22 protein-coding genes and 1 other RNA gene are annotated in these 23,005 nt (G+C 65.5%); 4 read left to right on the top strand and 19 right to left on the bottom strand.

All coding sequences use genetic code 11. The annotated features are described in order from the left end of the window. Positions 1–11: 11 nt before the first annotated feature. The 15 genes from EV688_RS07845 to rsmI all read right to left on the bottom strand — a co-directional run bounded on the left by EV688_RS07845 (position 12) and on the right by rsmI (position 15,756). Positions 12–821 carry a cell division protein FtsQ/DivIB gene (locus EV688_RS07845; RefSeq protein WP_117315465.1) on the bottom strand — a complete coding sequence of 270 codons (810 nt, stop codon included), beginning with the start codon at positions 819–821 and terminating at the stop codon, positions 12–14. Then, a complete protein-coding gene (locus EV688_RS07850; RefSeq protein WP_117315463.1) occupies positions 818–1,747 on the bottom strand; it encodes a D-alanine--D-alanine ligase in 930 nt (309 codons plus the stop codon). The genes EV688_RS07845 and EV688_RS07850 overlap by 4 nt, the downstream gene beginning before the upstream one ends. After that, positions 1,744–3,174, bottom strand: coding sequence for a UDP-N-acetylmuramate--L-alanine ligase (gene murC, locus EV688_RS07855; protein ID WP_117315461.1), 1,431 nt, complete (start codon positions 3,172–3,174; stop codon positions 1,744–1,746). The genes EV688_RS07850 and murC overlap by 4 nt, the downstream gene beginning before the upstream one ends. Next, complete coding sequence (murG, locus tag EV688_RS07860; RefSeq protein ID WP_117315459.1) at positions 3,171–4,262, bottom strand: undecaprenyldiphospho-muramoylpentapeptide beta-N-acetylglucosaminyltransferase; 1,092 nt, start codon at positions 4,260–4,262, stop codon at positions 3,171–3,173. The genes murC and murG overlap by 4 nt, the downstream gene beginning before the upstream one ends. Next, on the bottom strand, positions 4,259–5,386 hold the full coding sequence (gene ftsW, locus EV688_RS07865; protein WP_117315457.1) for a putative lipid II flippase FtsW: 1,128 nt from the start codon (positions 5,384–5,386) through the stop codon (positions 4,259–4,261). The genes murG and ftsW overlap by 4 nt, the downstream gene beginning before the upstream one ends. Further along, entirely contained in the window at positions 5,383–6,768 is a 1,386-nt protein-coding gene (gene murD, locus EV688_RS07870) for a UDP-N-acetylmuramoyl-L-alanine--D-glutamate ligase (protein WP_240624235.1), read from the bottom strand. The genes ftsW and murD overlap by 4 nt, the downstream gene beginning before the upstream one ends. Continuing rightward, a complete protein-coding gene (gene mraY / locus EV688_RS07875) occupies positions 6,765–7,847 on the bottom strand; it encodes a phospho-N-acetylmuramoyl-pentapeptide-transferase (protein WP_117315455.1) in 1,083 nt (360 codons plus the stop codon). Before mraY ends, murD begins: the two co-directional genes overlap by 4 nt. Beyond that, positions 7,841–9,208 (bottom strand): UDP-N-acetylmuramoyl-tripeptide--D-alanyl-D-alanine ligase, encoded by a 1,368-nt coding sequence (locus tag EV688_RS07880; RefSeq protein ID WP_117315453.1) that lies wholly within the window; start codon positions 9,206–9,208, stop codon positions 7,841–7,843. Before EV688_RS07880 ends, mraY begins: the two co-directional genes overlap by 7 nt. Continuing rightward, complete coding sequence (locus tag EV688_RS07885) at positions 9,205–10,689, bottom strand: UDP-N-acetylmuramoyl-L-alanyl-D-glutamate--2,6-diaminopimelate ligase (RefSeq protein ID WP_205686512.1); 1,485 nt, start codon at positions 10,687–10,689, stop codon at positions 9,205–9,207. The genes EV688_RS07880 and EV688_RS07885 overlap by 4 nt, the downstream gene beginning before the upstream one ends. Further along, positions 10,686–12,422 (bottom strand): peptidoglycan D,D-transpeptidase FtsI family protein, encoded by a 1,737-nt coding sequence (locus tag EV688_RS07890; RefSeq protein ID WP_117315451.1) that lies wholly within the window; start codon positions 12,420–12,422, stop codon positions 10,686–10,688. The genes EV688_RS07885 and EV688_RS07890 overlap by 4 nt, the downstream gene beginning before the upstream one ends. After that, positions 12,419–12,754, bottom strand: coding sequence for a cell division protein FtsL (ftsL, locus tag EV688_RS07895; RefSeq protein ID WP_205686510.1), 336 nt, complete (start codon positions 12,752–12,754; stop codon positions 12,419–12,421). Before ftsL ends, EV688_RS07890 begins: the two co-directional genes overlap by 4 nt. Next, positions 12,754–13,671 (bottom strand): 16S rRNA (cytosine(1402)-N(4))-methyltransferase RsmH, encoded by a 918-nt coding sequence (gene rsmH / locus EV688_RS07900; protein WP_117315744.1) that lies wholly within the window; start codon positions 13,669–13,671, stop codon positions 12,754–12,756. The genes ftsL and rsmH overlap by 1 nt, the downstream gene beginning before the upstream one ends. A 9-nt stretch (positions 13,672–13,680) precedes the next feature. Beyond that, positions 13,681–14,136, bottom strand: coding sequence for a division/cell wall cluster transcriptional repressor MraZ (gene mraZ, locus EV688_RS07905; RefSeq protein ID WP_117315449.1), 456 nt, complete (start codon positions 14,134–14,136; stop codon positions 13,681–13,683). Positions 14,137–14,497: 361 nt separating this feature from the next. Next, an RNA gene (gene rnpB, locus EV688_RS07910) (RNase P RNA component class A) lies at positions 14,498–14,863 on the bottom strand. Between the two features lie 44 nt (positions 14,864–14,907). After that, complete coding sequence (gene rsmI, locus EV688_RS07915; RefSeq protein ID WP_205686509.1) at positions 14,908–15,756, bottom strand: 16S rRNA (cytidine(1402)-2'-O)-methyltransferase; 849 nt, start codon at positions 15,754–15,756, stop codon at positions 14,908–14,910. 60 nt (positions 15,757–15,816) lie between these two features. On the opposite strand from rsmI, the gene EV688_RS07920 reads away from it, so the two are divergent. From EV688_RS07920 to EV688_RS07935, 4 genes are all read left to right on the top strand, one after another. Then, on the top strand, positions 15,817–17,592 hold the full coding sequence (locus EV688_RS07920) for a penicillin-binding protein activator (protein ID WP_162883808.1): 1,776 nt from the start codon (positions 15,817–15,819) through the stop codon (positions 17,590–17,592). Positions 17,593–17,656: 64 nt separating this feature from the next. Continuing rightward, positions 17,657–18,019: a YraN family protein gene (locus EV688_RS07925; protein ID WP_117315443.1), complete on the top strand. Its 363-nt coding sequence runs from the start codon at positions 17,657–17,659 to the stop codon at positions 18,017–18,019. A gap of 33 nt (positions 18,020–18,052) precedes the next feature. After that, complete coding sequence (locus tag EV688_RS07930; RefSeq protein ID WP_117315441.1) at positions 18,053–18,601, top strand: phosphoheptose isomerase family protein; 549 nt, start codon at positions 18,053–18,055, stop codon at positions 18,599–18,601. Between the two features lie 3 nt (positions 18,602–18,604). Continuing rightward, positions 18,605–19,204 (top strand): BON domain-containing protein, encoded by a 600-nt coding sequence (locus tag EV688_RS07935; protein WP_117315439.1) that lies wholly within the window; start codon positions 18,605–18,607, stop codon positions 19,202–19,204. A gap of 2 nt (positions 19,205–19,206) precedes the next feature. Here the strand turns inward: EV688_RS07935 and EV688_RS07940 are convergent, their stop codons facing one another. The 4 genes from EV688_RS07940 to petA form a co-directional block, all read right to left on the bottom strand. After that, positions 19,207–19,596 (bottom strand): ClpXP protease specificity-enhancing factor, encoded by a 390-nt coding sequence (locus tag EV688_RS07940; RefSeq protein ID WP_117315437.1) that lies wholly within the window; start codon positions 19,594–19,596, stop codon positions 19,207–19,209. A gap of 32 nt (positions 19,597–19,628) precedes the next feature. Then, positions 19,629–20,261: a glutathione S-transferase N-terminal domain-containing protein gene (locus EV688_RS07945; RefSeq protein ID WP_162883807.1), complete on the bottom strand. Its 633-nt coding sequence runs from the start codon at positions 20,259–20,261 to the stop codon at positions 19,629–19,631. A gap of 87 nt (positions 20,262–20,348) precedes the next feature. Continuing rightward, positions 20,349–22,373: a ubiquinol-cytochrome c reductase gene (locus EV688_RS07950; protein ID WP_117315435.1), complete on the bottom strand. Its 2,025-nt coding sequence runs from the start codon at positions 22,371–22,373 to the stop codon at positions 20,349–20,351. Next, positions 22,373–22,972, bottom strand: a complete 600-nt coding sequence (petA, locus tag EV688_RS07955; RefSeq protein WP_117315433.1) for a ubiquinol-cytochrome c reductase iron-sulfur subunit — start codon at positions 22,970–22,972, stop codon at positions 22,373–22,375. Before petA ends, EV688_RS07950 begins: the two co-directional genes overlap by 1 nt. Between the last annotated feature and the right edge of the window lie 33 nt (positions 22,973–23,005).

Raw genomic sequence — 23,005 nt, forward strand, 5'->3', positions numbered from 1 at the left:
TCCTCATTGGCTTAATCCTTTTCCACGGCAGCGAGCTGCGGGGGCTCGTGAAACGTCACCGCCGCGCCCTTGGCGTAGCGTAAGTCGACACTGGCCACCTGCTCTGTGCGCTGCACCAGGTCATTGCGGTACAGATCGAGAAAGCGCTGCACCCGCAGCAGAAAACTGTCGTTGCCCAGATTGATCCGCAGCCCGGACTGCAGCTCGGCGTGCAGCTGACCCAGACTGTCCTGCTCGAGCCTGGCGACAGACAGCTCCGCGGTGGCCAGCAGATCGTGCAGGCGCTGATAGTGCTGCATCAGACGGCGCTCGGAGCCAGCGGGACCATGGATAATGGGCAGCTCCGCCCACGCATCACTGCCACTGGCAGCGAAGATCAGGCCCTCGTGATTCAGAAAGCCACTGTCACCCCAGCGGGCAATGGGCAGCTGCTCGACCACGCGGATCGCCAGGGTATCCGGCCAGCGGCGGCGCACGGAGGCGCTGTACACCCACGGCAGCGCCTCCAGCGCCTCGCGCACCTGCGACAGATCGGCGGCAATGAAACCGCCATCCAGCGCCTGCTGCACCGCGGATTGCAGTGCCTGCTGCCGCGGCGTGTCGAGGGTGCCGGCCACGGCGATGCGGCCCACCGGCATCGACTCGAGCGCTTCCCACGCACGCTGGCCGACCAGCAGGACAATGGCGAGTCCGGTGGCCAGCAGCAGGCGGTTCAGCCAGAGCGCAAGCGCAGCGCTGTCCGGTGCGCGCCGCGTCGGCTGCCGGCGGCTGGCGCTGACGCGACCCCGGCGCGATGCGCGGGCAATCCGCAGCGCGATCATCGGCGACTCCCCCGTGCCAGACTGAGCCCCATGATCTGCGTCACGAGGTCCTCGATACCGATACCGGCCGCCCGTGCCGCCATCGGCACCAGGCTATGGGAGGTCATACCGGGAATGGTGTTGGCCTCCAGCAGCATGAAGTTCCCCGCCGCATCGCGCATGACGTCAATGCGTCCCCAGATCGCGCAGTCGAGCGCGTGGAAGGCACGCAGGGCCAGCGCCCCCAGCGCCTGTTCCTCGTCTTCGGACAGGCCGCAGGGAATGTGATAGCGGGTGTCGTCCGACAGGTACTTGGCCTCGTAGTCGTAGAACTCGCCGGCGGGGACCAGGCGGATCACAGGCAGCGCACGCTCACCGAGAATCGATATCGTGTACTCGGGACCTTTGATGAAACGCTCTGCCAGCACACGCTGCCCATGCCGGGCGGCAATGCCGTAGGCGGCTGCGAGTGCGTCGGCGTCCGCGGCCGGCGTCATGCCGATGCTGGACCCCTCCGCCACCGGTTTCACGAACACTTTCCCGAGCTGGTCGATAACGCCCTGCCAGTGGCTGTCCTCGTGCAGTTCGACAAAGTCGGCGGTGGGCAGGCCCTGGCCACGCCACAGTTGCTTGCTGCGCAACTTGTCCATGGCCAGCGCCGAACCGAGTACCGCCGAACCGCTGTAGGGCACGCCCAGGTGCTCAAGCAGCCCCTGCATGCTGCCGTCTTCGCCGCCGGGACCGTGCAGAATGTTGAACACGAAGTCGGCGCCGGCGAGCTGGTCAATCCAGCCTTTCACGGCCGGATCGACCACGCGGACACGAAAACCCGCCGCGTCGAGCGCCGCCTGCACCGTGGCGCCGCTGTTCAGCGATACCTCGCGCTCCGCAGAGCAGCCGCCCTGGAGCAGCGCCACACAGCCGCCGCGAAGTTCCGCCAGGTTCATTTCTTCCTCCCGGGAATGCCGTTGCTCGCCAGCTCGCGGGCGAGACCGGCGATATCGCCGGCGCCCTGGGTTATCACCACGTCGCCGTCCCGCAGCAGGTCTGCCAGCAGCCCCGGTACCTGCGCCGCATCGGGCGCATAGACCGGCTCCAGCTGCCCGCGCTGGCGGATGCTGCGCGCCAGCGAGCGGCTGTCGGCACCGTTCACCGGCGCTTCACCCGCGGCGTAAACTTCAAGCAGCACCAGGGCATCAAAGCCCGACAGCACGCTGACAAAATCCTCATACAGGTCCCGTGTGCGCGTGTATCGATGAGGCTGGTACACCATGACCAGTCGGCGCTCGGGCCAGGCCTGGCGCGCCGATTCCAGCGTCGCGTTGACCTCGGTGGGATGATGGCCGTAGTCGTCCACCAGGGTGGCACTGCCGTCGGCCAGCGCCAGCTCGCCGAGAACGGAAAAGCGCCGGCCAACGCCGCCGAAGTGCGACAGGCTGTCGGCAATGGCGGCGGCATCCAGCCCCTGGTCCGTGGCGACCGCGACCGCAGCGGCGGCGTTCAGTGCGTTGTGACGGCCCGGCATGGCGAGATCGACCGACACCGGGCTGTCATCCGGTCGCTGCACGGTAAAGCGGGTGCGCAGACCGGCAGGCGCGAGGTCGGTGATACGGAAGTCGGCCTGCGCGGAAAAGCCGTAGGTGAGGGTTGGTCGACCGATCAGCGGCAGCAGCTCGCGGATGACCGGATCATCCACACAGACTACCGCCAGCCCGTAGAACGGCAGATTGTGCAGGAACTCCACAAATACCTGCTTCAGGCGGCTGAAATCGCCGCCGTAGGTGTCCATGTGATCCGCCTCGATATTGGTGATCACCGTGACCATGGGCTGCAGGTGCAGAAACGAGGCATCACTTTCGTCGGCTTCCGCAATCAGGAAGCGGCTGGCGCCGAGCTGGGCATGGCTGCCGGTGCTGTTGACCCGCCCGCCAATCACAAAGGTGGGATCGAGGCCGGCGGCGGCAAAGGTCGCCGCAATCAGGCTGGTGGTGGTGGTCTTGCCGTGGGTGCCCGCCACCGCGATACCGTAGCGATAGCGCATCAGCTCCGCGAGCATTTCCGCCCGCGGCACCACGGGAATGCGGGCTTCCCGCGCCGCCAGCAGTTCCGGGTTGTCGGCGGGCACCGCGCTGGAGGTAACCACGACATCGGCACTGCCGATATTGCCGGCGCGGTGTCCGAGGTGGACGGTGACGCCAAACTCGCGCAGGCGCGCGGTTGCGGCGCTGTCGCGCAGGTCCGAGCCGGAAACACGATAGCCCAGGTTGGCCAGCACCTCGGCGATACCGCTCATGCCGGTGCCACCCACACCAATCATGTGGATATCGCGCACGCGGCGCATCTCCGGCATCGGCTGCGCGCTCATGCCACTCATTTCAGGACTCCTTCACAGCGCTCGACCACCGCATCGGTCGCCATGGGCATGGCGCAGGCAGCGGCCTTGCGCGACATGTCAGCCAGCCGCTGCGGGTTGCGCAGCAGGGCAAGAATCTCGTCGGCCAGACCCTGTGCCGTCAGCGATGCCTGCGGCAGCAGCAGGGCGGCACCGCGATCGGTCAGGTAAAGCGCGTTGCGGCGCTGGTGGTCATCGATCGCGTGCGGCAACGGCACCAGCAGCGACGGGCGCGACATCACCGCCAGTTCGGCCACGGTCAGCGCACCGGCCCGACACAGCACCAGGTCGGCCCAGGCGTAGGCCTCTGCCATATCTTCGATAAACGGCGCGCAGCGCACACCCTCCAGCCCGGCCTGCGCATAGGCGCTGGCCGTGGCGTCGGCGTGGGCGTCGCCACACTGGTGCCACACCACGGGCAGTGGGTCGCAGCCCGCCGCCTGCAGGGCCAGCAGCATCTGGGGCATCAGCTGGTTGATGGGGCGCGCGCCGAGACTGCCGCCCAGTACCAGCAGATGCAGCGGCCGCGAACCATCGTAGAACCACTGCCGTGACCGCGCCGTCGCCAGCAGTTCGGCACGCACGGGATTGCCGACAAAGTCGCCGCCGTGGCGTGCCGGGAAGGCGTCGGGGAATCCGGCCAGGCGGACCGAGGCAAACGGCGCCAGCAGCCGGTTGGTGGTGCCGGCGACGGCGTTCTGTTCGTGCAGCACCAGCGGACGACGCAGCAGGCGGGCGACGAGACCCACCGGCCCCGACGCGTATCCCCCCATGCCGATGACGCAGCCGGGCGCGCTGCGCAGAACCAGCCAGAAGGCCATGACCACCGACACCAGCAGTGCGAGCACCCCGCGCAGCGTATCGACAGCGCCTTTGCCGCGCAGGCCGCGCACCGGCAGGTGATGCAGCGGGAAACCGGCGGCGGGTACCACGCGACCCTCCAGGCCGCGACGGGTGCCCACCCACTCAACCCGGTAACCGCGCGCCAGCAGCGCCTTGGCAACCGCGAGCGCCGGATAGACATGGCCGCCGGTACCGCCGGCAAGAATCAGTATCAGCGGGGCGCTCATGTCCGGCCTCCCGTGCGGCTCTCGCTCTCGATGCGCAGAACAATCGCCAGCAGGCAGAAACACATCACCAGCGCACTGCCGCCGTAGCTGACAAAGGGCAGCGTCAGCCCCTTGGTCGGCAGCAGGCCGGAGCTTGCGCCCATGTTGATAAACGCCTGGCCGGCGAACATCATCGCCACGCCGTAGCAGACGTAGCTGGCGAAGGTATCGCCGGCGCGCGCCGCGGCGCGGCCGATCGCCCCGATGCGCAGCACCAGCAGGAGAACCAGGACCAGCAGGCTGAGGGCGCCGATGAATCCGGTCTCCTCCGCCCAGATGGAAAAGACGAAATCGGTGTGTGCCTCGGGCAGGTAGAACAGCTTCTGCACGCTGTTGCCAAGGCCAACGCCAAACCATTCCCCGCGGCCAAAGGCGATCAGCGACTGCACCAGCTGAAAGCCACTGCCGTAGGGATCCGCCCAGGGATCCGTATACGCCGTCAGGCGCTGCAGACGGTAGGGCGCGGTCACAATCAGTCCGGCCAGACCCAGAATGCTGAGCGCCACGACGATAAAGAAGTGCAGCAGCTTCATTCCCGCCAGGAACAGCAGGCCGAAGGCCGTTCCCAGCACAATGACAGTGGCCCCGAAGTCGGGCTCGAACAGCAGCAGCAGTGCCACCACGCCGAGCACGAACATGGGTCTGAGAAAACCCTGCCACTGCTCGCGGACAGCCGCTTCCTGTCGCACCAGATAGCCCGACAGGAACAGAATACTGCTGGCCTTCACCACCTCGGAGGGCTGCAGCGTGAAGGGCCCCATGGGCAGCCAGCGCTGGCTGCCGTTGACGTCCTTGCCGATGCCAGGCACCAGAACCAGCGCCAGCAGCGCCAGCGACAGCACCAGCCAGAGCCAGGCCGTGTGATACCAGAAGATGGATGGCATGCGGTAAACCAGCACGGCACAGATCAGTGACACCGCGAGATAGAAGCCGTGGCGCTGCGCGTGGTGCCAGGGGTTGGCAAAGTTCTGCTCGGCGTAACCGATGGACGCCGAGGTAATCGCCACCAGCCCGAGCAGGGCCAGGCTGCCGCCAAACAGCAGCAGCAGGGGATCGACGGCGATCGTGTTGCGCCCGGTGCTCATGCGACACCTCCACGCAGGTCGCGCACCGCCGCGGCAAAGGCATCGCCGCGCTCGCCGTAGTTACGGAACATGTCGAAGCTGGCGCAGGCCGGAGACAGCAGCACGCAGTCACCGGCAACCGCCATTGACGCCGCCGCCTGCACCGCCTGCTGCAGGCTGTCGCAGTGCCGCACGGGGACCGCGTCGCCAAGGTCGCGCGCCAGCTGCCCCGCCGTCTCGCCGATCAGCAGCACCCCTTTGCAGTGCGCCGCGACGGGCTGCCTGAGATCGGTAAAATCTCCACCTTTGCCGCGCCCACCGGCGATCAGCACCAGGTTGCGCCCCTGTCCCATGCCCTCGATCGCCGCCCGCGCCGCACCGACGTTGGTTGCCTTGGAATCGTTGACCCAGCGCACGCCCCGGTGCACCGCCACCAGCTGGCAGCGATGCGGCAGGCCCTGGAAATCGCGCAGCGCACTGAGCATGGCCGCCATCGGCAGCCCCGCGCTGTGGCCGATTGCCACCGCGGCCAGGGCATTGGCCAGGTTATGGCGCCCGGCAAGCGCAATCTCCGTGACCGGCATGAGGTCGTCAAAGCCTCGCGCCAGCCACTCCACGCCGTCATCGTCGCGATGAATACCGAAACCGTGCAGGTCCGGCTCGCGCAGACGCCAGGCGCTGACCTGCATGCCGTCGCCGCCAGGAGGAATGGTCAGGGGATCGTCCGAGTTGACTACCGCATGGTGGCAGCCGCGGAATATGCGGTGCTTGGCCTGGTGATAGCGCGGCATGCTGCCGTGGCGATCGAGGTGGTCGGCACTCAGATTGAGCACACAGGCCACAGCCAGGTTGAGAGAATCGCTGCGTTCCAGCTGAAAACTGGAGAGCTCCAGCACATACAGATCACGCTCGTCTGCCAGCAGGTCCAGGGCCGGCGGGCCCAGGTTGCCACCGACACCGGCATTCATGCCCGCGGCCTGCGCCATGGCGCCGACCAGCGCCGTCACCGTGGATTTGGCATTTGAGCCTGTGATGCCGATCACCGGCGCCTGCGCGGCTTCCACAAACAGGTCGGCATCGCCGCGGATGACGGCGCCGGCAGCGACTGCCTCCTGCAGAAACGGCAGATCCGGCGCCAGCCCCGGACTGACGATCAATTCGGCGGCCGCGTTCAGCAGAGACTGGGGAATGCCCCCGGCGAACACACTGACGTCCGGGAATTCATCGCGCAGCTGCGCCAGCCCCGGCGGCTCGTCGCGGGTATCCACCACGGCGAAGCGCTCGCCGCGATGCGCCAGATAGCGCACCACGGACAGGCCGGTATCGCCAAGGCCCACGACAATACGCTGGGCGCTGCTGGCGATAATGCCGTCGCTCGTGGATTGTCCGGCGGCGCTCATCATCTCAGCTTCAACGTGGCCAGCCCGATCAGGACCAGCATGACGGTAATGATCCAGAAACGCACAATGACTCGCGGCTCTGGCCAGCCCTTGAGCTCGTAGTGGTGGTGGATGGGGGCCATGCGGAAAATACGCTTGCCCGTCAGCTTGAAAGACGCCACCTGGAGAATGACCGACACCGTCTCCAGTACGAAGATCCCGCCCATGATGAAGAACACGATTTCATGGCGGGTGATCACGGCGACCGTCCCCAGCGCGGCGCCTAGCGCCAGGGCACCTACGTCGCCCATGAAGACCTGTGCGGGATAGGTATTGAACCAGAGGAAGCCGAGGCCGGCGCCGGCGATGGCACCGCAGAACACGGCCAGCTCGCCGCTGCCGGCAACATAGGGAATATGCAGGTAATCGGCGAAATCGACGTGCCCGGTGAGATAGGCAATCAGCCCCAGTGCAGTACCCACCAGCACCGTGGGCAGAATGGCGAGGCCGTCGAGACCGTCCGTGAGATTCACCGCATTGCTGGCGCCGACAATCACGAAATAGCTCAGCAGGAGGAAGAGCAGGCCCAGCTCGATGATCACGTCCTTGAAGAACGGCACGTACAGCTGTGTGGTAACCGGCACATCCACCACGAAGTAGAGAAACAATGCCGCAGAGAGACCGATAACGGATTGCCAGAGGTATTTCCAGCGCGCCGGCAGTCCCCGGGAATCCCGCGCGACCACCTTGCGATAGTCATCCACCCAGCCGACGGCGCCAAACAGCCCCGTGACCAGCAGCGCCACCCAGACGTACAGGTTAGACAGGTCCGCCCAGAGGAGCGTGCTGACCGCGATGGCAACCAGTATCAGCGCACCGCCCATGGTCGGCGTGCCGGATTTTCCCAGATGGGTCTGCGGGCCATCGCTGCGCACGGCCTGCCCCACCTGGTAATGGTTCAGACGCCGTATCATGACCGGACCGACCATCAGGGAAATCAGCAGCGCCGTTACCGCGGCAAGAATCCCGCGCAGGGTCAGGTACTGGAAAACCGCAAAAAAGGATTCATAGCGCGTCAGGAAATCGGCGAACAGCATCAGCACGACAGTGTCTCCTCGGGCCGCAGTGCCGCGAGCACCTGTTCCATCGCGGCGCCGCGCGACCCCTTCACCAGAATCGTCGCTGCCCCCGCGCTCCAGTCTTCCGCGGCGGCAATCGCCTCGGCGTTGCCGGCAAACCAGCGTGACCCGTCACCGAACGCCGTGGTCGCCGCCTGCACTGCCGCGCCCACACCGACAAAGCGATCAATGCCGCGCTCCTTCGCGTAGCGCCCGACCGCGGCATGCTCCTGCGCGCTCTGATCACCCAGCTCCAGCATGGCGCCGAGAACCAGCACCCGCGGACCGTCACAGCCGGCGAGGACATCGATCGCCGCACGCACAGAAGCGGGGTTGGCGTTATAGGCATCATCAATCAGGCTGATGCCGCCCCGGCCCGGACACCGCTGCAGGCGACCCGCAGTCGGTTGCACGTCGCCCAGTCCGTCAGCGATATCGGCCACGCTCAAGCCACAGGCGATTGCCGCCGCCGCTGTGGCCAGCGCATTGCTGACACTGTGCTCACCGGGCACCGGCAGCAGAACCCGCGCGCTGTCACCCGCATGCTGCAGCAGGAAGCGGCAGTGGTCGGGGCCGAGCTCGATGTCCGACGCACTCACCGAAGCCATCGCCTGCAGGCCGTAGCTGATGATCCGGGCGCCGGTGGCCCGGGCGCGTGCCGTCCAGGCCTGGGCGAACGGCGAGTCGGCGTTGACAATGGCAACGCCCTGGGGCGTAAGCCGATCGTAGATTTCCCCTTTCGCCTCTACCACCGCCTGCAGACTGCCAAAGCCCTCGATGTGAGCGGCAGAGGCGTTCAGCAGCATGGCGATGTCGGGCACGGCGAGTCGACACAGGTAATCGATGTGACCCCTGCCGCGGGCGCCCATTTCCACCACCGCGATACCGTCATCGGGAGACAGTCGCAGCAGCGTCAGCGGCACGCCGATTTCGTTGTTGAGGTTACCGGTCGTGGCCAGCACCCGGTCCCGGCGCGCGAGAACCGTGGACAGCATGCCCTTCACGGATGTCTTGCCGCAGCTCCCGGTCACGGCGATCAGCGGACCGGTAAAGCGGCGGCGATTGCAGGCCGCCAGCTGGCCGAGCGCGGTCAGCGCATCGTCGACCACCAGCTGTGGCAGCGCGATGTCCTGCGCCTGTGTCACCAGCGCCGCGGCGGCGCCCCCGGCAGCGGCATCCGCCAGGAAGGCATGTCCGTCAACCCGCGCCCCCGGCAGCGCCACAAACAGATCCCCCGGCTGTACGCTGCGGCTGTCGATAGCCACGCCGTGCACCACGGCATCCGCGCCCTGGTGCCGGACGCCAGCCGCCAATGCCAGTTCCGACAGTCGGTAGCCTCGCATCATGATGTCGGGATCTCCAATGCGGCCTGCGCTTCGGCCATATCTGAAAACGGGCGCTTGTCGGCGCCAACGACCTGGTAGTTCTCGTGACCCTTGCCGGCAATCAGCACACAGTCGCCCTCTCTGGCCGAGGCAATCGCGCTGTGTATCGCCTCCGCACGGTCCTGAACCAGGCTGTAATTACCGCTGCAGCCCGCCGCCACCTCGTCCATGATTGACGCCGGCTCCTCGTGGCGCGGGTTATCGGAGGTCACATAGACGACATCGGCGAAGGCGCAGGCAATGCAGCCCATGGCAGCCCGCTTGCCGCGATCGCGATCACCGCCGCAGCCAAAGACCACGAGGAGCCGGCCACGCACGTGATCCCGCAGGGCGGACAGGGCCTTCTCCAGCGCGTCCGGCGTGTGGGCGTAGTCGATGACCACCTGCAGGCCACGCGCATTGGGCACGGTCTGCATGCGACCGGGCACTGCAGTGAGCTGCGGAAGCCGGGCAACCACCTGATCGAAATCGCAGCCGGACAGAACGGCAGCGGCAACGGCGCCGGCGACATTGGACAGATTGAAGGCGCCAATCAGTGGGCACTGGATCGGCGCCTCGCCCCAGGGCGTGGCGAGCTGCGCCTGCAGGCCGGAACGGGTGTATTGCGCGCCGGACAGCCGTAGCGTTGCCGCCGGATCGCCTTTCACCGAAACCGTGAGAATATCGCTGCGTCCGGCAATGCGCTCGATCAGGCTCCTCGCCGCCGGATCATCCAGATTGATCACCGCGCTGCGCAGCCCGGGCATGAGGAACAGCCGCAGCTTCGCCTCGGCGTACGCGGCCATGCTGCCGTGGTAGTCGAGATGGTCCCGCGACAGATTGGTGAACACGGCGGTATCGAACTGCACGCCGTTGACCCGTCCCTGCACCAGCGCATGCGAAGACGCTTCCATGACCGTGGCCACGGCGCCGGCCTCGCGCCAGACCGCCAGCTGTCGCTGCAGGCCGATCGCATCCGGCGTGGTATTCAGGGCATCCTGCGGCGTGCCGTCCAGACTGGCACCGAGGGTTCCGATGACGCCACAGGGGTAGCCGCAGGCGCGCAGCAGCTGACCCGTCAACTGGCTGACCGTGGTCTTGCCGTTGGTACCCGTCACGCCGGTCATGCGCAGATAGCGGCTGGGTTCACCGAAGAACCTGGCGGCGATCGGGCCCAGCTGCTGCTGCAGGTCGGCCCGCTCTATCACAGGCACCTCTGTCGGGAAATCCTCGGGCGCCACCGGTGGCTCCGCGACCACGGCACTGGCACCGCGCGCCACGGCCTGGCGGATGAAATGGCGGCCATCGTGCCGGTCCCCCGGCAGGGCAAAAAACAGATCCCCGGGCTGTATCTGCCGGCTGTCACTGTGGATACCGGTCACGGTGATGGCCGGCGCGACGCTGCTCTCCAGAAGATCGGACAGCCGCATGCCGTCAGGGGAACGCGGTCGCGAGGCCATCATGGCGTGACCCTCCCGATGGACGCCACATCCTGCACCGGCGGTATGGCCGGCAGCTGGGTAGGCGCCACATCCAGTAGGCGCAGAACGCCGCTGGCGACCCGCGCGAACACGGGTGCCGCCGCGGCGCCACCGCCGTAGTTGTCGCCCTTGGGTCGGTCCAGCACGACCACCGTGACAAAGCGCGGCTCGTCGATCGGCGCCACGCCGGCGAAGAGTGCGATGTACTGGTCCTGGAGATAGCCGCCGGGCCCGACCTTGTGTACCGTGCCGGTCTTGCCGCCGACCGCGTAGCCCTCGACGCGCGCCTTGCGGGCCGTGCCGTGTTCTCCGGTCACCCGGTGCAGCACGTCAAGAACCTGCCAAGCGGTGTCACTGCTGATGACGCGCTGTCCGGGGCGCTCGCCCTCGTCGACCCGCAGCAGCGACACCTGCGGCAGGATGCCGCCATTGGCAAAGGCACTGTAGGCCCGCGCCAGCTGCAGCGGGGTTGCCGTCAGTCCGTAGCCGAAAGCAAGGGTCACCTGCTCGATCGGGCTCCAGCGCTGACGCGATGGCAGCTGTCCCGCGCTTTCGCCCGGGAAGCCGGTGCCTGTGGTCTCGCCGAGACCAAAGCGGCGAAAGACTTCCCATACCGGTTCGTGCCCCAACGCCAGCGACACCTTGGTGACGCCCACCTGACTGGATTTCTCGATCACCCGCGAGAGGGTGATTTCGCCGTAATTGCTCGGGTCAGGCAGCACCTTGCGACCTACCCGGATACGACCGGGCGAGGTATCGATCAGGGTCTCTGTCGTGAATTCGCCGCTCTCGAGGGCGGCCACCAGGGTCAGCGGCTTCATGGTCGAGCCGGGCTCGAGCACGTCGGTCATGGCACGGTTGCGCGTCGCACCCGGCGTCAGCGCTTCGCGGTCATTCGGGTTGTAGGCGGGATCCGACACCATCCCCAGAACTTCGCCGGTGCGGCTGTCCAGCGTAACAATGGAGCCCGACTCCGATCCGGTGACCTGCATGGCGCGCTGCAGCTCGGTGTGCAGCAGATACTGCAGCCGCAGATCGATGCTCAGCTGCAGCGGACGCCCGGGCTGCGCCTCCTGCAGCACGCCGATATCGCGCACCGCCTCGCCGTGCAGATCCTTGATGTACTGCTTGCGACCGGCCACGCCGCGCAGCCAGTCATCGTAGGCCAGCTCCAGACCGGCAATTCCGGTGCCGTCAACGTTGGTAAAGCCAACCAGCTGGGCCGCCACTTCGCCCGCGGGATAGAAACGCCGGTACTCCCGGGTCCAGTGCACGCCCGGGGTACGAAGATCGAGTATGCGCCGCGCGGAATCCGGCTCGTGGTGACGACTGAGATACATGAAACGCTTGCCGCTGTACTGCGCCAGCCGTGTTCCCAGCTCGTCGACGCCGATATCGAGCGCACTGGCAAGGGGCGCGAGATCCGCCACCGTCGACAGCACCCGCGGATCCGCCCACAGCGATATCACGGGCGTACTGACGGCCAGCGGCTCGCCGCGACGGTCGGTAATCAGGCCGCGATAGGCCGGTATCTCGGCGGTTCGCACCGAGCGCATCGCGCCCTGGCTCTTGAGAAACTCGCGCCCGCCTTCCACTTCCAGCACCTGAAGAAAGAGAATCCGACCGGCGAGGGACACGAACAGCACCACGACCACCCCGAGGATCACGTACAGGCGCCACTCGTAGCTGTCACGCTGTGCGCGCTGGCGACTCATCGCTCGAGCACCCGAAGGTTGTCGACTGTCGGCGCCTGCATGGACATCTCGCCCTCGGCCACCTGCTCGACCCGGTAGTGGGACGCCCAGGCGCTCTGCTCCAGCAACAGCCGGCTGTACTCCTCGTCCAGGTACCAGCGTGCGGCTTCAAGATCCTGCAGCTGTGCGTAGAGCTTGCGGCATTCATGGGTGGCATAGATGGTGGCAAAACTCGACACCAGGCAAAGCGTCATGACGCCTGCGCAACGCCAGACGCTGCGCAGGTCCACGCAGCGCAGGGCCGCACCGGCAGCCGCGGCATCCCGGGTCGCCTGTGAGCGCGAGGCGGCCATCAGGCTACTTTCTCCGCGATGCGCATGATGGCGCTGCGCGCGCGCGGGTTCTGTGCGACCTCGTCTGCGCTGGCACGCACGGCCTTGCCCACCAGACGCAGCGGCCGCACGCGCTCGCTGTCCGGTACCGGCAGGCCACGCGGCAGCGGCGCGCCCCGTGACTGATCACGCATGTAGCGCTTGACGATGCGGTCCTCAAGGGAATGAAAGCTGATCACGACCAGTCGCCCGCCGCCGGCCAGCAGATCCAGCGCCGAGTCCAGTAGCAGGCGCAGGTCGTCGAGCTCGCGGTTGATCCACAGGCGTATCGCCTGAAACGAGCGGGTTGCCGGGTGCTTGTGCTTTTCCCAGCGCGGGTTGGCCTCGCTGACAATCTGCGCCAGCCGGCCGGTGTGCGTGATCGGCGCCAGGGCGCGCTCGCGGACGATAGCGGCGGCAATACGACGCGCGAAACGCTCCTCGCCCAGCTCGCGCAGGACGTGCATGATGTCGGTTTCTTCCGCCCGCGCGAGCCACGCCGCGGCGGTCTCACCGCGACTGTTGTCCATGCGCATATCCAGAGGGCCATCGTGCTGAAAGCTGAAACCACGGTCTCCCTGATCCAGCTGCGGGCTGGAGACCCCGAGATCCAGAAGAATGCCGTCAAGCGGCGGCAGCTCGTTGGCCAGCCGGTAGGCGGGCAGGTCGGCAAAGGAACCGCGATAAAACGACAGCCGGGGCTCCGACGCCATCCATTCCCGCGCCAGGGCTTCTGCCTGGGGATCCTTGTCCACGGCGAGCAGGCGCCCCTGCGGGTCCAGGCTGTCGAGAATACGGCGGGCGTGGCCGCCGCGCCCGAACGTGCCATCCACGTAGAAGCCGCCAGCGGTGGTGACCAGCGCAGTGACAGCCTCCCGCAACAACACCGTTTCATGCATGAACGACACCTACAGGGTCAACGACATGAGTTCTTCCGGCAACTCCGCATCGTTACCGGACTCCAGCAGTGCCTGATCGCGTTCCGCGAACCACAGGGCCTCAGACCACAGCTCCAGCTTGTTGCCCTGCCCCACCACCACGAGCTTCTTGTCGAGCTGCGCGTATTCACGCAGGGACTGCGGCAACAGCATGCGGCCGTTGGCGTCCAGATCGAGGTCGGTGGCATAGCCCAGGGTGAGGCGCTGGAAACGGCGAATGGCGGGCTTCATGGCGGGCAGGGCCTGCACTTCGCCTTCAAAGCGCTCCCACTCCGGCAGGGGGTAGATGACGAGACAGGTCGCCTGGGTGTCGATGGTGACAACGACCTTGCCACCACACAGCTCGGCGAGGGGCTCGCGCTGGCGCGCCGGCATCGCCAGGCGACCCTTCGCATCCATATTGATGTGCTGCACCCCTCGGAACACCCGAAATCTCCCACGTCTCTGGCTGTTTTCCCACAAAACGCCAGAATTTCCCACTTATCACCACTTATCGACACTATAGGTGCGCAGGAAAGCCCCTGTCAAGCAAAGCCGGACATGAAAAACGCTTTAATTTCAGCTAATTAGATACGACTCTGCGAGGAAGCCACCGGCAGACAGGAGCTTCATGGAGACAAATACAACAGCAAAACAGGAAGCTAAATCTGCCTCTTGAGTAATCACTTTAAGTGTCAGTCTTTTTTCTTGTTAGCAGGACGGCCAATTGACGTAAAACCGTCTAAAAACGGCGGGCTTGCCGCCTGCGAGCCCGGGTGGGGACGCAGCGCAGGCAGCCAGGCAGAAGACAGTGAGTCGGTCGATAAGCCGGGTTCTGTCGAGGACGATCATTCATCTGGGGCGGATGTCGCCATCCGCCTCTAGCGACCTACCCGAATCCACCGCGGGCCGCGGCATACGGATTCCTATTTGGTCTTGCTCCAGGTGGGGTTTACCATCGCCGCGCCTGTTACCAGCCGCGCGGTGCGCTCTTACCGCACCTTTTCACCCTTACCGCTGTTCGCCCGGGGGCGCTGCAGAGGCGGTGTCCTTTCTGTTGCACTTTCCGTAGGCTCGCGCCCCCCAGGCGTTACCTGGCACCCTGCCCTGTGGAGCCCGGACTTTCCTCCCCCGGCCCTCAAGGAGTGCCGGGAGCGATCGCCTGACCGACTCGGCGCACAGCCTAACCGTCGCACCCCGGGGGCGCAAGACAAACCCTCAGCTATCGGCGGAAGGCCCCTGGCCTGCCAGCCAGTCGCTGTAGAGACGGTTCTTGCGCACGCCGCTGTACGTGGACAGCAGGCTCGCCGCCTCCCGCGGTGGCAGTCGCGACGCCAGCGCCTGCATCAGTTCAGCCAGCGGGGCATCCACCTCCGGCTCCGGCGCCGTGCAGCCCGCCACGAGCAGTACGATCTCGCCGCGACACTGGTTACTGTCGCCCGCCACGAACGCCACCAGGTTGCCCAGCGTATCGCGGTGCAGGGTTTCAAAGGCCTTGCTCAGCTCCCGCGCAAGGGTCGCCTCGCGCGCTTCACCGAGGCACAGCACCAGATCGTCCAGCGTCTCCTGCAATCTGTGCGGCGCCTCATAGAACACCAGGGTTGCCGACTCCCTCGCCAGCGCTGTGAGCCGGGTACGGCGGGCCGCGGCACGGGCAGGCAGAAAGCCGGCAAACAGAAAACGGTCACTGGGCAGGCCGGAGGCGCTGAGTGCGGCGATGGCGGCGCAGGCACCGGGAACCGGCACGACCCTCACCCCCGCCGCCTGCGCGGCGCGCACCAGTCGATACCCGGGATCAGAGATCATCGGCGTCCCCGCATCCGACACCAGAGCCACCGCCTCGCCGGACACGATGCGCTGGCACAGCCGCGCGGCCTCGGCGTCACTGCTGTGCTCGTGGTAGGCCGTCAGCGGCGTATCAATCTCAAGATGCTGCAGCAGGCGCCGCGTGTGCCGGGTATCCTCCGCCGCAACCAGATTGACTGAGCGCAGCGTCGCAATCGCGCGCAGCGTGATATCCTCGAGATTGCCAATCGGCGTCGCAACGATGTAGAGGGCGGCTTCCACGGTAGACACGATTCCCTGTGATGACGACACTGCACGACAATGCCAGCTGAGAAGGATAGCATGAGACCACCCACGCACAGGGCGAGAGCCGGAGCACGCCTGCTGCTGTTGATCGCAGGCATTGCCCTGACCGTCAGCTGCGGCACATCACCCACACAGTCGCCGCTCCCCGCCGGCACAGTCGACGCCGCGGGCCCCACCGTCGAACGCGACGACAGTGCGCTGGAACAGGACTTTCGCCAGAGCCCCTACGCCGACCTGTTCGCGGACGCAGAGCGCGCCCTGGACGCGGGCGACTGGATGGGCGCGCAGCTCGCACTGCCGCAGGCGGCGGGAACGGCGGATGTCGAATTCACCGCTTACGAGAACTACATCGCCGCGCGAATCGCCTGGCAGCGTGGGCAGCTGGCGCTGATGAGCGACTCCCTGGATGATCGCCTGCTGCCGCTGCTGTCCGACGGACTGGCAGTGAAAATACTGACATTGCAGCGTCAGCAGGCGACGCTGGAATCCCGCCATCTGGCGGCGTTCCGGCTCTCCCTGCGCCTGCTCGAGCATCTGCCCGGGGGCAGCGCCGACGCGGACAGCGCGTCCCTCGACGCCTGGCACGCGCTGCAGCGGCTGACGGCCACGCAGCTCAGGACCGCGGCCACGGACGCCGACAATGAGCGGGAGGCGGGCTGGCTGACCGCCGCCTATCTTTCCCGCTTTGCCGACACGACCGATGACTGGCACGAGCGTTACCCGGAACACCCGGCCGGCCGCTTCCTGGCATCGGACAGCGACGTGGTCACGCCCCGCCGCGTCGCCCTGCTGCTGCCGCTCAGCGGACGGATTGCCGATGCCGCCGCCGCGGTGCGGGACGGCTTTATCAAGCACTATTTCGGCCAGCGCGCAGCGGGCGCCACGGAATGGGATCTGATCGTGCTGGACACGGCCGAGCACGCATCTCCGCGCGCGGCCTACAACGCCGCCATCGACAGTGGTGCCCAGCTGGTGGTGGGACCGCTGACCAAGGCCGCCGTTACCGACCTGCTGACCGCCGCCAAGCTGCCGGTGCCGGTCATTGCCCTGAATCGCGCTGACGGCAAAGCCGCGCCGGACGAGAGCAGCCTGCAGTTCGCGCTGGCACCGGAGGATGAAGCCGCGCAGATCGCCCGCCTGGCCTTCGCCGATGGCCACCGGCACGCCCTGATGGTCCGACCCGCCGGCGAGTGGGGCGACAAGATGGCGCAGGCGCTCACCGACAGCTGGACAGGGCTCGGCGGCACCATTGCCGCGAGGGCAACGCCCGGCAGTCGTGAAGCACATTCATCGAGCCTCGCCGAGGCGCTGGACCTCGAGGCCAGTCGCCAGCGCGGCATTGCACTGCGCCGCCAGCTGGGGCAGCCGATCGAGACCAGCGGCAGACGCCGGCAGGACCTTGACGCGGTCTTTGTTCTGGCTCCCACCGCCGCGGACGGGCGCTCGCTCAAGCCGCTGCTGGCCTACCATTACGCCGGTGACCTGCCTGCCTACGCGACATCCTCAGCCAACAGCGACGAGAGCCGCACCCGGGAAAACGACCTCAACGGCCTCATACTGGTGGAAATGCCACGGGTCCTCGGTCCTGACAGACAGGGCGCGGGCACCGCACTGCGTGGTGATGGCTACCAGCGCCTGAGTGCGCTGGGTGCGGATGCCTGTCGCCTGGCCATGCTGGGCATGCGCCCTGATGCGGGCCGCGGCCCGATACTGCAGGGAGAGACGGGCTTTCTGTCCGTGAATGAGCGGCGACAGGTTGAGCGCGATCTCGAGCCGGCCGTTTTCGACCGAGGCGTCCTCCGCCGCCGCTGACTACACTGCTGACAACACGGTCGGACAGGGCGGCCGCTAGCGGCTGGCAGCGAGGGCAAGGGGGATGAAAACCGACGGCTATCATTACGAACGGGCATCCTGTGCGTGGCTTGCGCGGCAGGGCTGTCGCGTGCTGACCCGCAACTACCGCTGTCGTGTCGGCGAAATCGATGTCATAGCAGCCAGCGCCGAAACATTGCTGTTCGTTGAGGTGCGGGTCCGCACCAATCCCCGCTTCGCCAGCGCCGCGGCCTCCGTCGACCCGCGCAAACAGCGGCGCCTGCTGCGCACGGCGTCGCACTATCTGCAGCGGCATTACCGGTCGGCGCAACCGCCCTGCCGCTTTGACGTGATAGTCTGGGAACCGGCGGCGGACTCCGGTAAGCTGCGTCCGCGCTGGATCAGGAACGCATTCTGGGCCGCCTGAGGCCCGCGCAGGTAACAACAGGACGGCGAGCGGGTGTCAGCGAGCGAGTACTTTCAGCAGGTCATCGACAGCGCGGTCATGTCCGTAGACGTGATCGCGGCCGCACTGGAGGTCGCCGCTGCGAGCGCCACACAATCGCTGCTCGGCGGCGGAACGCTGTACTGCTGCGCGGTTGGCTGCGACCGGTCGCTGGCGCAGTTTGTCGCCGATCGCCTCATGTACCCGGTCGACGTCGACCGGCCGGCACTGCCGGCACTGGCGCTCACCGGCGTTGCGTCTGTGGCACCTGAGGACGCACCGTGGCGGGATGCCCGGGCCCTGGCCCGGGCAGGCGACACGGTACTGTGTATCGACTCCAGCCCGGACGGCCACGTGCTGCAGCACGGCATCGCGGCGATGGCCGGGCGCGACGTGCAGTTTCTCGGCCTGACCCACACCGGCATCAAGGATGTCGACAGCGCGGGAAAATACACTATCATCGCCGTCCCGGGCGACGCTCGCAGCCGTCTTCTGGGCCTGCAGGCACTGACACTCAACTGTCTGTGTCACCTGATTGAACAGCAGCTGTTCGGAGAAACCTAGCTCATGATACAACCGCAATCGCCCCTACGAGCCGGCGCGCCCCTCATCGCCCTGCTTTGCACCCTGCTTCTGTGCAGCGGCTGCAGCCGCCTGCTGGTGGCGGTGGATTCCAATGCCATTAACGATCCCCCCGGAAAACGCACCATGGCGCAACAGCTCGCCGACGAGAGCATCGAGCTCAAGGCCGTAGTGAACATGCATGCGGCGGACAGCAACTTCAAGGGCTCGCATATTGTCGCCGTGAGCTACAACGGTTACGTCCTGCTGGCGGGCCAGGTGGCGAATGAAGCCCTCAAGAAGAAAGCGGCGGATGTCGTCCGCGATATCCGCCACGTGCGGCGCATTTACAATGAGCTCGAAGTCTCCGCCCCCACCGCCTCGCTGGTGCGCACCAGCGACACCTGGATTACCGCAAAAATCAAGAGCAGCCTGCTGGCAGGCAGTGATACACCGGGGCTGCGCACGAAGGTGGTCACAGAGAACGGCGTGGTCTACCTGATGGGAATGGTCACCCGGGAAGAGGGTGAGCGGCTGGCCCGGGCTGCTGCCGATATCTCGGGGGTGCAGCGGGTAGTACGCCTGTTTGAGATTATCGGCGCCTGACCCTACTTGACAACCTTCAGACTGGGTTTGCGGGTTGCTCGCGTCGGCGCCTTTTCCGGACCCGGCGGCGGATTCTCCGGCGATTCCTCGGGATCAAACACCATGCCCTGGCCGTTCTCCCGGGCATAGATACCCAGCACCGCCGACACTGGAAAGCTGACGTCCATCGGACGCCCACCGAACCGGCCATTGAAGCTCACACCGTGATTCGACAGGTGCAGATCGACCACTGCGCCCGGTGAGACGTTCAGTACGATCTGCCCGTCCTTCACGTAATCCCGGGGGACCTCGACATGCGCCTGTGTCGCATCGACAAGCACGTGGGGCGTGCAGTTGTTATCCACGATCCAGTCATACAGCGCGCGCAGCAGATAGGGACGGCTCGACTTCAAGGTGACAGTTTCCCGACAGCGGCAATCACAGCTTACAGGCGCATCTCGCGCTCTTGCTCCGACAGACTCTGCTGAAACGACTCACGGCCGAACAGCGAATCCATGTAGGCGAGCAGTGGCTTGGACTGCTTGCTCGGCCTGATATCGACACCGAGTGACGGCAGGCGCCATAGAATGGGAGCGATGCAGCAGTCGACCAGAGTGAATTCATCATTCATGAAGAAAGGCTTTTCCGCGAAAATCGGGGCAATGCCCAGAATACTTTCCCTGAGCTCCTTGGTCGCTTTCTTCACCACGTTATCACTTCGCGAATTCTGGATGGACTCCATCAGCGTGCACCAGTCGCGCTCGATACGGCGCATGAACAGGCGACTCTCCGCACGCGCAACGGGATACACCGGGAGCAGGGGCGGATGCGGGAAACGCTCGTCAAGGTACTCCATCATCACGTGACTGTCGTAAAGTACCAGTTCGCGATCGACCAGAGTCGGCAGTGAATTGTAGGGGTTGATGTCTGCCAGTTCGGCAGGAGGATGGGCTGAATCAGACTCTACCAGGTCTACGGTCACGCCTTTCTCGGCAAGCACGATGCGTACCCGGTGACTGTAGTGGCTGCTGGGATCAGAAAAAAATACCATTGAGGACCGTTTGGCGACTACGCCCATCACACTTTCCTTAGTGAAACACAGACTGGCTGCTGTTGTGGCTGGTCAGCGCCGGTTCCTTAAGGATACCAGCGCTGACCGGAATTGTCAGTGGATGTCTTTCCAGTACTCGCGATTGAGCAGCCAGGCAAACACAAAGAACACCGCAATAAAGAGGAGGGAGTAGATACCCATACGCTGTCTGTCGACCAGCATGGGTTCGCCGGTGTAGGCGAGAAAGTTGACGAGATCGTAGACGGCACCATCAAATTCTTCGTCATCCATGACGCCGGCCTCCGCGATTTCCAGCGACCCACAGGGATCGGAATCCATGCCTTCGCCGCTCAACGGATCGATGCGGTCGCCGGTGGACGTTGCGGTACACTCGGGAAGCCCCTGCAGGCTCAGCAGGGCATGGGGCATGCCCACGTTCGGGAATACCCGATTATTGACGCCGTAGGGACGCGAGTCGTCACGGTAGAACGTACGCAGGTAGGTGTACAGCCACTCTGGCTGGCGCGCACGGGCGATCAGGGTGAGGTCCGGCGGCGCCGCCCCGAACCACACCTTGGCGCGGTCCCGGGGCATGGCATTGGTCATGAGATCACCGATCTTCTTCTCGGGATCGAACACCAGGTTTTCCATCACCAGGTCCTCGGGAATACCGAGATCGGTCGCCATGCGCGTGTAGCGTGCGTATTCCAGCGAATGGCAGCCCATGCAGTAGTTCATGTACAGCTTGGCGCCATTCTGCAGCGAGGGCTTGTCACGGGGATCCGCGTCGAACTCGTCGCAGGGAATGGTACCGCAGTCATACGCCGACTCGGCCCCCACCACTTTCAGCGGCAGGAACGCGAGCGCGAGAATCAGCACCAGTCCGCCAAGACTGCCCAACGGCCCGATACCGCCATCCATGGTGACGCGCTCGGGCACCGGCTTCGTCTTGTCCATGCTCGACCAGAACGGCATGGTCAGGAAGAAGGCAAAGTAGATGATGGTGCAGATCTGTGCCAGCACATTGCGCTCAGGCGTGGCCGGCTTGACACCGAGTACGCCCAGGATGATGAAGGACGCCACAAACACGACCAGCCACACCCGGGTGATCATGCCCCGGTACCGCCAGGAGCGCACGGGCGACCGATCCAGCCACGGCAGCAGGAAGGGAATGGCCACGGAGGCGGCGAAGGCAATAAAGCCCAGGAACTTGTCCGGCACGGCGCGGAGCACCGTGTAGAACGGCGTGAAGTACCAGACCGGCGCAATGTGATCCGGTGTCTTCAGCGCGTTCGCTTCCTCGAAGTTGGCGTACTCGAGGAAGTAGCCGCCCATCTCCGGCATGAAGAACATGATGCCGCAGAACACGAACAGGAACACGCCGATCGCCTGCAGGTCGTGAACCGTGTAGTACGGGTGAAAAGCCACACCATCGAGGGGAACGCCATCCGGCCCCTTGTTCTTCTTGATGTCGACACCGTCGGGGTTGTTCGAGCCAACCTCGTGCAGTGCCAGCAGGTGGAGAACCACCAGCGCCAGCAGCACGATAGGCAGTGCCACAACGTGCAGTGCGAAGAAGCGGTTCAGCGTGATGCCTGAAATCAGGTAGTCGCCGCGAATCCAGGTCACCAGATCCTCACCGACGACCGGTATGGCCCCGAACAACGAGATGATCACCTGCGCGCCCCAGTAGGACATCTGGCCCCAGGGCAGCACGTAACCCACAAAGGCCTCTGCCATGAGTACGACAAAGATGAGCATGCCGAAAATCCAGATCAGCTCCCGGGGCTTCTTGTAGGAGCCGTAGATCAGGGCGCGGAACATGTGCAGGTAGACCACGACAAAAAACAGCGAGGCACCGGTGGAATGCATGTAGCGCAGGATCCAGCCGTAATCGACATCACGCATGATGTATTCGACGGACGCAAAGGCGCGTTCGGCGCTGGGTGTGTAGTTCATGGTCAGCCAGATACCCGTCAACAGCTGATTGACCAGCACGAGCAGGGACAGGACGCCGAAGTAGTACCAGAGATTGAAATTCTTGGGCGCATAATACTGGCCCATATGCGTGTTCCACGCGCGCATGATGGGCAGACGATCGTCCACCCAGTCGCGCAAACCGATCAACATGTTGCCCATTACGCTGCCTCCGTATCGACGCCGACTACCAGGATGTTGTCACCCTCAAAGGAGTGTGGGGGCACCACCAGGTTGGTGGGGGCCGGGACGCCGGAGAACACACGTCCGGCAAGGTCAAATCTGGAACCGTGGCAGGGGCAGAAGAAGCCCCCCACCCATTTGTCGCCACCCAGATCGGCTGCACCGACTTCCGGGCGGAACGTCGGCGCGCAACCCAGGTGAGTACACAGGCCCTCGATCACCAGCAGATCGGGGCGCAGCGAGCGGCCCTTGCTGGTAACGTACTCGGGCTGCTGGGAAACCACCTCGGAATTGGGGTCGCGCAGGAACTCATCCACTGTGTCGAGGAGCTCGAGTTGATCCTCGGTCCGGCGTACGACATAGACCGGCTTGCCGCGCCACTCCACGACGATCATCGCGCCCGGCTCGATCTTGCTGATGTCCGCCTTCACGGGCGCGCCCGCCGCCTTCGCCTTCGCTGACGGGTTCCAGGAGCCCAGAAAAGGCACGGCAATCGCAACCGCCCCTGCCACCCCGACGGCACTGGTGGCGGCTACCAGAAACCGCCGCCTTCCGTCGTTAACACCTTCAGTTGTCATGATTTTCTCCCATAGTGTCCCGCTGGAGATGGA

The sequence above is a fragment of the Chromatocurvus halotolerans genome, from assembly GCF_004340525.1.
In the GTDB taxonomy this organism is placed as follows: Bacteria; Pseudomonadota; Gammaproteobacteria; order Pseudomonadales; family Halieaceae; genus Chromatocurvus; species Chromatocurvus halotolerans.